This is a genomic window from Zhongshania sp., assembly GCF_041623545.1.
Classification (GTDB): domain Bacteria; phylum Pseudomonadota; class Gammaproteobacteria; order Pseudomonadales; family Spongiibacteraceae; genus Spongiibacter.
This window is the reverse complement of sequence record NZ_JBFJWS010000128.1, coordinates 1-8,504: the sequence shown is the minus strand read 5'-3', so window position 1 is coordinate 8,504 and position 8,504 is coordinate 1. Positions and strand designations below refer to the sequence as shown.

Sequence of the window (8,504 nt, the reverse complement as noted above, 5' to 3'; positions counted from 1 at the left end):
GGCCGTACCCAGTGCGCCAAAACCAATCATCAAAGCAACAGCGATCAGTGCTAAACCCATGGTAGTTCTCCTACTTTCAACTTTAAGTTAATAAAAATGGTAATCAGTGAAACTGGTCTTCTTCTTCAATTTGGTGTGCCGACGCCATGTAGACAACGGTTAATACCATGAAGACGAATGCTTGTAAGGTGATTACGAGAATGTGGAATACTGCCCACGCCCACTGCAACACACCTGCAAATATACCTAGTACTAAGCCCGCACCAAACATAGTTGCAATCAGTATAAAGATCATCTCACCTGCATACATGTTACCGAACAGTCGCAAGCCCAAAGAGATTGGTTTAGAGATCCAAGAAATTGCTTCCAGTGCAAAGTTGATTGGCACCAAAATTATATTCACATACCACTTGGGGCTGTGGAAAGGATGCAGAGTAAGCTCCTTTACAAAACCCATAAAGCCTTTTTTCGCGATAGTGAAATACACCATCAAGCCAAATACGGTGAAACCCATACCCAAGGTCACGTTCGGGTCGGTGGTTGGTACAACTTTAAAGAAGAAATGTGGGTTGCCTGTTACCCAAGCCATGAAGGCTGGAATCCAATCAACCGGTACTAAATCCATGGTATTCATCAGAATAATCCACATGAAAATAGTCAATGCCATAGGCGCAATCATAGCGTTTTTATGATGGAAGCCGTCTTTAACGGTGCTATCAATAAAAGCGATAATCATTTCAATGGCATTTTGTGCGCCCCGTGGCACACCGCTGTGAGCACGCTTAGCGATACGCGCAAAAAACAGCAAGAATAAGAAGCCAAGCCCTATTGACCACAACATGGAGTCAACATGAATTGCCATAAAACCCATATCTGAAGCTTCAGCACCGCTGTGGGCCAAGGTCCAAGTATCGCTAGTCAGCACTTCATGTACCTGACCTTTGTCATCTAAGCGCTCATAGCCGGCGGGAAGCTTACCATAAGTTAAATTGGTAAGATGGTGCTGGATATAACCAACGGTAGACTGTGATTCAGCTGCCATGTGTCTCTCTCGTAAATGTTAACGCGTTGAGCTAATTTGACGCTTTTTGCCGGCCGCGCTTTTGCGTGGCAAGTAAAACAGCGTTCAGCAGCATAACGATTAGATATGCCAAAAATAAGACAAACACCTGCAAAGGTTTTACAAAAGCGAATGTTGTCGCAAATAAGCCCAGTGTCGTTATAAATTTCCCTGACTCACCCCGGTAAAAAGCCTGGGTGACTTCACGTGCGTACGCCGCTCCGGCGTATCGGAATACCTGGCGCGCAAAATACGCATTGGGTATAACGGAAATCATTCCCCCAATAAAAATGGAATAGGCTATAACCTTATCCACTGGGAGTGCTGCGACACTGGCCAAAAGCACAACTGCAATTTGTAATCCGTATATTTTCAACAGCGGGGGTCTGGCTATCTGATGAGCAGTGCGCGGGATTTTCCGCTGTCGATCTGCTGTCATATGGCCACCACTACTGCCTAAAATAGGCTAATTTACTGCCTGCGCTGCTTGTCCAAAAAGCGGGGCGAATTATAGGGGCAATATGGTTAATGTTCAACCGATTTCAGCGCTTGTAATCGTTATGCCACATATTCACACAAACTATTTTCATCTCTACAATCAAGAATTTATGGCTCTAAACCACTGATTCTACATTTCAAGATACTAGATAATGTGCTATTAAACAGAACTGTATACTAAATACGCTATTTAATATGATTTAGAATGCCGTCGAGCTCGTCTAAGCTGCTGTATTTAATACTGACAGTGCCACGACCTTTGGCGCTGTGTTGAATAGCGACGGGGGAACCGAGCCGTTCCGACAAACTTTCTTGTAATTGTTTGATGTCGGGATCTAATGATTTTTGCGGTTTGCTACTACCCTTCTCTTCGACGAGGCGCCGCACCAATGCCTCAGTTTGCCTGACGGAAAGACCACGACTAACAACCATTGACGCTGCGGCAGATTGCTCTTCTTGAGGTAAACCCAAGAGCGCACGGCCGTGACCCATTTCGATATCGCCGTTCTCCAGCAAGGTCTGCACTTCTTCACGCAGGCCGGTTAGACGCAGTAAATTGGTAATGGTCGTTCGTGATTTACCCACCAACTGGGCAATTTCTGCGTGGGTTAATTCAAATTCTTTTTGCAAGCGCACCATGGCTAAAGCTTCTTCCATGGGGTTGAGGTCTTCGCGCTGAAGGTTTTCAATTAACGCCATCGCAGCCGCAGATTCGTCGGGCACTTCGCGAATTAATGCGGGAACTGTATCCAGACCCGCTAATTGACACGCGCGCCAGCGGCGCTCACCCGCGATAATTTCATAGCGACCACCTTCAATCGGACGAACGACGATGGGCTGCATAATTCCTTGTGAACGTATCGAGCTTGCCAGCTCTTCTAAAGCTTCTGGCTGCATGTCACGGCGTGGCTGATAGCGGCCACGTTGCATAAATTCGATTGGCAAATTGCGCAGACTGCCGTCTAGCTGCACCGTTTTAGCTTCATCCGCTGTCGCTATGTCACTAGTTTGGACGTCATTTTGCTGCGGCTGAATAGCGACAGGTGTCGATGCTTCGCCCAACAAGGCATCCAAGCCACGACCTAAACCTCGTTTTTTAACCATGAATTTGCCCAAGCTGTTCGTTTGCACTCAAATCATTGGAGGCGTCAGACTTGCCCGCCCGCCGCAGTATTTCTCCGGCCAAGGCTAGATAGGCTAAGGACCCCTTCGATTGCTTATCGTAGAATAAAATTGGCAGCCCGTGACTTGGCGCTTCTGCCAAGCGAACATTACGCGGGATAACGGTGCTGTATAATTTTTCGCCAAAATGCCGCCGCAATTCGTCGGTAACCTGACTTGTTAGACTATTGCGCCCATCAAACATGGTACGCAGAATTCCTTCAATTTCTAATTTTGGATTAATTAACTGTTTAACACGATTAATTGTAGTGATCAGTGCACTTAGACCCTCGAGCGCATAATACTCACACTGCATAGGGATAATTACCCCAGTCGCTGCTGCTAATGCGTTGATTGTTAGCATATTTAATGAAGGTGGGCAGTCGATCAGAATATAATCGTAATCAGCCAGCACTGCTGCTAGGGCTTCACGAAGGCGAAATTCGCGACCGATTTCATTCAGTAATTCGACTTCGGCAGCCGTGAGGTCTTGGTTCGCCGGCAATACCATAAAACCACAGTCTGGCGCCGCAACAACCGACTCCGCAACACGCCGTCCTCCCACTAGAACGTCGTATACTGAATAGCTGAGCTGTGCTTTATCGATACCGCAGCCCATGGTTGCGTTCCCTTGGGGATCAAGGTCGATTAATAGAACTTTACGTTTCGTTGCCGCCAGGGACGCGGCCAGATTAACGCTGGTCGTGGTTTTACCCACGCCACCTTTCTGGTTGGTTATTGCATATACCTTAGCCACGGAATATCCCTGTTGTGTGCTTTGTCGACAGATAACTTAACGTCGACCAATCAGCAGTAAGTGCCGAGCTTCTTCCACGTCGGGCACTGTCAACGTGTGTGAATGCTCGACGATAAAGTGTTTTGGCAATTGACTCAACTCTGCCTCAGGAAAAACGCCTTTCATGGCATAGAGTTTACCGTCTGGGCTTAGCAGGGCTTCACAGCCCGTCACCATGTCTTTCAGCGAGGCGAATGCGCGCGATAGTATGCCATCGAATAATACTTCACTGTGAAATTGTTCGACGCGTTCGCTGTGTACACTGATGTTATCGAGCTTGAGTTGCAACTTCGCTTCAATGAGAAAGCGGGTTTTCTTGCCATTGCTATCTAGCAAAGCAAATTGCTTGTCTGGGTAAATAATCGCCAAAGGTATACCAGGCAAACCCGCGCCGGTACCCACGTCCAAACAGCGCTGTGCCGCAATAAACGGCGCAATACTCAAACTATCTAGGATATGCCGGGTGATCATTTGTTCAGGGTCGCGAATAGCCGTTAGGTTATAGGCCTTATTCCATTTATGCAGCAAGGCTACATAACGTAGTAACAAGGTTTGCTGCGTCGCACTGACATCGAGACCGAGTGTATTAATCCCTGCTGACAAGGTCTTTTCTAAAACATCCACTCAGGCTGATTTCCTGTCCAACAAACCACGTTTCTTTAAATAAATTAACAACAGGGACACCGCTGCCGGAGTCACACCGGGTATCCGCGAGGCCTGAGCCAATGTTTGCGGTCTCGTGTTTCCAAGCTTCTGCTTTACCTCATTCGATAAGCCTTCAATGATGCTGTAATCGAAGTCCAGTGGTAGAGAAGTGTCTTCATAACGGCGCAAGCGATCTATTTCTAGCTGTTGCCGATCGATATACCCGGCGTATTTCACGCCTATTTCAATTTGTTCTGCAATTTGCTCGTCAACGATACCTATTTCACCGTGGGCAAACGGCGCTAAATCGACGTATTTCAATTCAGGCCGCTTAAGCAAGTCGAGCAAATTGTACTCATGGCTTAGTGGCTTCTCGATTTTTTCCGCCAAAATAGCGGCTTCGGCACTGCCGGGTTGTACCCAGCAGTCGGCTAAGCGCTGACGCTCTATTTCGATATTTTCGCGTTTAGCGGAAAATGCCGCCCAGCGTTCATCGTCCACTAAACCGAGTTCACGGCCTTTTTCGGTCAAGCGGAGGTCGGCGTTATCTTCTCGCAATAAGAGTCGATATTCAGCCCGCGAAGTAAACATCCGATAGGGCTCTTTGGTGCCCATCGTTATCAGGTCGTCAACTAGGACACCGATATACGCTTCGTCACGACGGGGACACCATGCTTCTTTGCCTTGCGCGAGCAACGCGGCATTCGCCCCAGCCAATAGCCCTTGCGCGGCAGCTTCTTCGTAACCGGTGGTGCCATTGATCTGACCGGCAAAAAACAGGCCTTTAACAAATTTTGTTTCCAGCGAGTATTTTAGATCGCGAGGCTCGAAGAAATCATATTCGATAGCGTAGCCCGGACGTGTCATGTGGGCATTTTCAAAACCTTTGATCGAGCGCACTAAATTTAGCTGAACATCGAAAGGCAAGCTGGTAGAAATGCCATTTGGGTATAACTCATGAGTATTTAAGCCCTCGGGCTCAATAAATACCTGGTGGCCGGTTTTATCGGCAAAGCGATGAACCTTGTCTTCGATTGAAGGGCAGTAACGGGGACCTATGCCTTCAATAACACCGGTGTACATGGGTGAGCGGTCTAGGCCACCGCGAATAATCTCATGAGTGCGTTCATTGGTGTGTGTAATCCAGCAGCATACTTGCTCTGGATGCTGGCTACGGTTGCCTAAATACGACATTACGGGTCGCGGCGTATCGCCCCACTGAGCTTCGAGTCCGTCAAAATTAACCGTTTTCGCGTCAATTCTTGGCGGAGTACCCGTTTTAAGACGGTCAACTCGAAAGGGTAATTCACGTAGACGTGATGCCAATGCTAATGATGGCGGATCACCTGCGCGGCCACCACTATGGTTGTCTAAGCCAATATGAATTTTCCCGCCAAGGAAGGTACCCGCAGTGAGTACCACGCTTTTAGCAAAAAAACGCAGGCCAATATTGGTAACAACGCCGCGAATTTCGTCGTTTTCAACAATTAGATCATCAACAGCTTGTTGGAATATCGCGAGATTTTCTTGGTTTTCTAAAATAGTGCGAATTGCGGCTTTGTATAAAACACGGTCGGCTTGTGCGCGAGTGGCGCGGACTGCTGGTCCTTTACGGGCATTAAGTACGCGAAACTGAATACCGCCTAGATCGGTAGCCTTGGCCATAGCGCCGCCAAGGGCATCGATTTCTTTAACAAGGTGGCTTTTGCCAATCCCGCCTATAGCCGGATTACAGGACATTTGCCCGAGGGTTTCAATGTTGTGGCTCAGCAATAGTGTGGCACAACCCATCCGTGCAGCTGCTAAGGCCGCCTCAGTACCGGCATGACCACCACCTATGACAATAACATCGAAATGCTGCGGATAATCCACGAAACACCTTATTTTGAGAATATGAGAAGAGGCGAAATTATACGGGTATCCCTGAGTCCTGCAATGAATTGGTGAAAATTTAATCAGTACACTAGTTTATAAATAATTATGTATATATCTTTTATATATCTTATGTTCTTTATACTTAATGTAGTTATTAAGAACGCCTATTTTGTTAATAACTTTGTTAAGTTGTTGATTTTTAATAGTTTATAGAGATGATAACTAGGTGTTTTATCCACAGGGAGCCTGTCAGGATCATGGGGGGGACATGGGGATGAAATGTGGATAACTTTGGTCTTTCTTGGCTGCTGTGAATAATGACGTTTATTGGGGCCTGTTATCCACATCCTCAGCTGCGCTTGTCCCATGCCTTTGCTCGAGCCAAAACGTCATTTTTTCCTTTAAATTGCTCAGTGATACCGGTTTACTGAGAAAATCATTCATTCCTACACGAAAACAATAGTCGCGATCGTCAGAAAAGTTATTGGCTGTGAGGGCAATAATAGGGGTGTCGCGGTATTGGTGACGCTTTCGTATTGCTAGCGTGGTTTCAAACCCGTCCATTACCGGCATTTGTAGGTCCATTAGAATAATATCGAACTGCTGTTTTTCTATTGCAATTAAGGCCTCCGCACCGTTATTCGTGGTGACGGTTGCCATACCCCAACGCTGCAATACTTTGTTAACGAGGAGCTGATTGACAGGGTTATCTTCTACGATAAGTACTTCTTTACTGCGCAAGGATGTTTGGTCCTTGGCTTGGTCTTGCTCAAGATCACTAGATCCTTGGTAGGGGCATGACCAGCGGACTGAGAAAATTGACCCTGTGCTCTCGGTACTTTCTACACCGATGTCGGCTTTCATTAAGTCGCAGAGCCGCCGGACTATCGCTAAGCCAAGTCCTGAGCCGCCGTACCGTCGACGATGGCTGCCATCTGCTTGGCGGAAGCTTTCGAAGATGAGTTGTTGGTCTGCTTCATTAATACCGATTCCTGTGTCACTGACGGTTAGACTTAAGCTGAGCTGATCATCCGTTTTTTCGATGACGCTAAGATGGATTTCGACACGTCCTTGGTGGGTGAACTTAACTGCATTCGCGACGAGGTTAAGTAATATTTGGCGAATACGGATATCATCGCCAAACACCTTGATATCATTCAGTTCAGGATCTATAAAAATATTGAACTTTAAGCCCTTGTTTTCTGCTTCATAGCGAAGTGGAGCCAATATATTGTCGAAAATACTGACGATATCGAAGTAATTTTCCTGAAGCTGTAACTCGCCTTTCTCAATTTTTGAAAAGTCGAGAATGTTGTTCACAATACTTAGTAGGAGTTCGCTAGATTCCTTTGCTATCGTTAAATAATTATTTTGTTCAGCGCTCAGCTGGGTTTTTAATAGTAATTGCATCATGCCAAGGGAGCCATTCAGAGGTGTTCTAAGCTCATGGGTCATTGTGGCTAAAAACTGGCTTTTCGCGGCGTTTGCTTTATCTGCTTGTTCTTTAGCGATTTGCAGATTATGTAAGTTTTGCATTAGTTCTTGTTGTTGCTTTTCGATACTTTCGGCCATTTCGTTGATATGGCTTTGTAGCTCGCCTAATTCTCCGTGACTAATATTTTCAATTTTAGCGCCGTACTTCCCTGCGGTAATATTCTTAGTGAATGTGTTTATTTCGGCTAGGGGGCGGGACAGACGTCGACTAATGAACCAGGCAAAGCTGATAAAAATTAGCGTGGATAGCAGCGCAATAAGGGCTGACACCTTAATAATCTTTTTTTGCAGGCGTAGTAGTTTTCCCGTCGATTGCTTAAGGCTTACGGTGCCAATTAGCTTTTCCTCTATATCACCAATATTTTCTCCCGTTATTGAATCTTCTAGGCTGATACTGTGCTGAACAATTGGTACGGTTATTACCTTATGACTAGCATTATGATCTTGACTATTATTTAAAACGAGATGATTTCCCGCTTCGGCATTGTAGATCGTGATTGACGTAATATCGTCATCTAGCGCTGAGGCCATTATGTCTAATAATTGGGAATCGTCGCCACTGATGATGGCGAGTTCACTCACTGATGAAATATTCTCGGCGATGCGGGTCGCAATTTCTATTTGACTCTGTGCGGCATCATTTAAGCGCGCAAAAAGCGAGTAGCCAAATAATGCCAGAAACAGAATTAAAGCGGGTGTTAGGGTCGCAATAAGAATTTGGCGGAAAATTGTACTTTTTCGGAGGTGATGACTGATTTTCATTTTTCAGCCTTTTCTAGTGTTGTGTGTAACTGGTTTTCGCTGGGCAGTTCTATTCTGAAGGATTCGGCGACAGTCTTATTAACTTTAACTAGAAAATTTCTAGGGTGACGAGATTCCGGTAGCGTATTGGTTTGAATGTATTCCGTTAGCATGGAAATTATTTCGTCGATATACTGATCTGAACTTGTCGTCACTGATGCTAACGCTCCGGCG

At 46.1% G+C, this 8,504-nt stretch carries 8 protein-coding genes; all 8 read right to left on the bottom strand.

Annotated elements, in window-relative coordinates:
* Positions 1 to 103 precede the first annotated feature (103 nt).
* Complete coding sequence (gene atpB / locus ABYT30_RS11895; RefSeq protein ID WP_373083589.1) at positions 104 to 1,042, bottom strand: F0F1 ATP synthase subunit A; 939 nt, start codon at positions 1,040 to 1,042, stop codon at positions 104 to 106.
* 31 nt (positions 1,043 to 1,073) lie between these two features.
* Positions 1,074 to 1,499, bottom strand: coding sequence for an ATP synthase subunit I (locus ABYT30_RS11890; protein WP_373096652.1), 426 nt, complete (start codon positions 1,497 to 1,499; stop codon positions 1,074 to 1,076).
* Positions 1,500 to 1,744: 245 nt separating this feature from the next.
* Entirely contained in the window at positions 1,745 to 2,662 is a 918-nt protein-coding gene (locus ABYT30_RS11885; protein WP_373096650.1) for a ParB/RepB/Spo0J family partition protein, read from the bottom strand.
* Positions 2,655 to 3,476: a ParA family protein gene (locus tag ABYT30_RS11880; protein ID WP_373083592.1), complete on the bottom strand. Its 822-nt coding sequence runs from the start codon at positions 3,474 to 3,476 to the stop codon at positions 2,655 to 2,657. The genes ABYT30_RS11885 and ABYT30_RS11880 overlap by 8 nt, the downstream gene beginning before the upstream one ends.
* A gap of 36 nt (positions 3,477 to 3,512) precedes the next feature.
* Positions 3,513 to 4,139 (bottom strand): 16S rRNA (guanine(527)-N(7))-methyltransferase RsmG, encoded by a 627-nt coding sequence (gene rsmG, locus ABYT30_RS11875; RefSeq protein ID WP_373083593.1) that lies wholly within the window; start codon positions 4,137 to 4,139, stop codon positions 3,513 to 3,515.
* The gene (gene mnmG / locus ABYT30_RS11870) at positions 4,140 to 6,032 is read right to left on the bottom strand and encodes a tRNA uridine-5-carboxymethylaminomethyl(34) synthesis enzyme MnmG (protein ID WP_373096648.1); all 1,893 of its coding nucleotides are present in this window, start codon (positions 6,030 to 6,032) and stop codon (positions 4,140 to 4,142) included.
* Between the two features lie 327 nt (positions 6,033 to 6,359).
* Positions 6,360 to 8,291 (bottom strand): response regulator, encoded by a 1,932-nt coding sequence (locus ABYT30_RS11865; protein ID WP_373096647.1) that lies wholly within the window; start codon positions 8,289 to 8,291, stop codon positions 6,360 to 6,362.
* On the bottom strand, positions 8,288 to 8,504 hold a 217-nt coding region (locus tag ABYT30_RS11860; protein ID WP_373096645.1), incomplete at its 5' end, for a hypothetical protein. The genes ABYT30_RS11860 and ABYT30_RS11865, both read right to left, overlap by 4 nt.

What these genes read in the sequence shown, in the direction of transcription:
- atpB (WP_373083589.1), bottom strand. Translation starts at nt 1,042, where the DNA reads ATGGCAGCTGAATCACAGTCTACCGTTGGTTATATCCAGCACCATCTT.
- ABYT30_RS11890 (WP_373096652.1), bottom strand. Translation starts at nt 1,499, where the DNA reads ATGACAGCAGATCGACAGCGGAAAATCCCGCGCACTGCTCATCAGATA.
- ABYT30_RS11885 (WP_373096650.1), bottom strand. Translation starts at nt 2,662, where the DNA reads ATGGTTAAAAAACGAGGTTTAGGTCGTGGCTTGGATGCCTTGTTGGGC.
- ABYT30_RS11865 (WP_373096647.1), bottom strand. Translation starts at nt 8,291, where the DNA reads ATGAAAATCAGTCATCACCTCCGAAAAAGTACAATTTTCCGCCAAATT.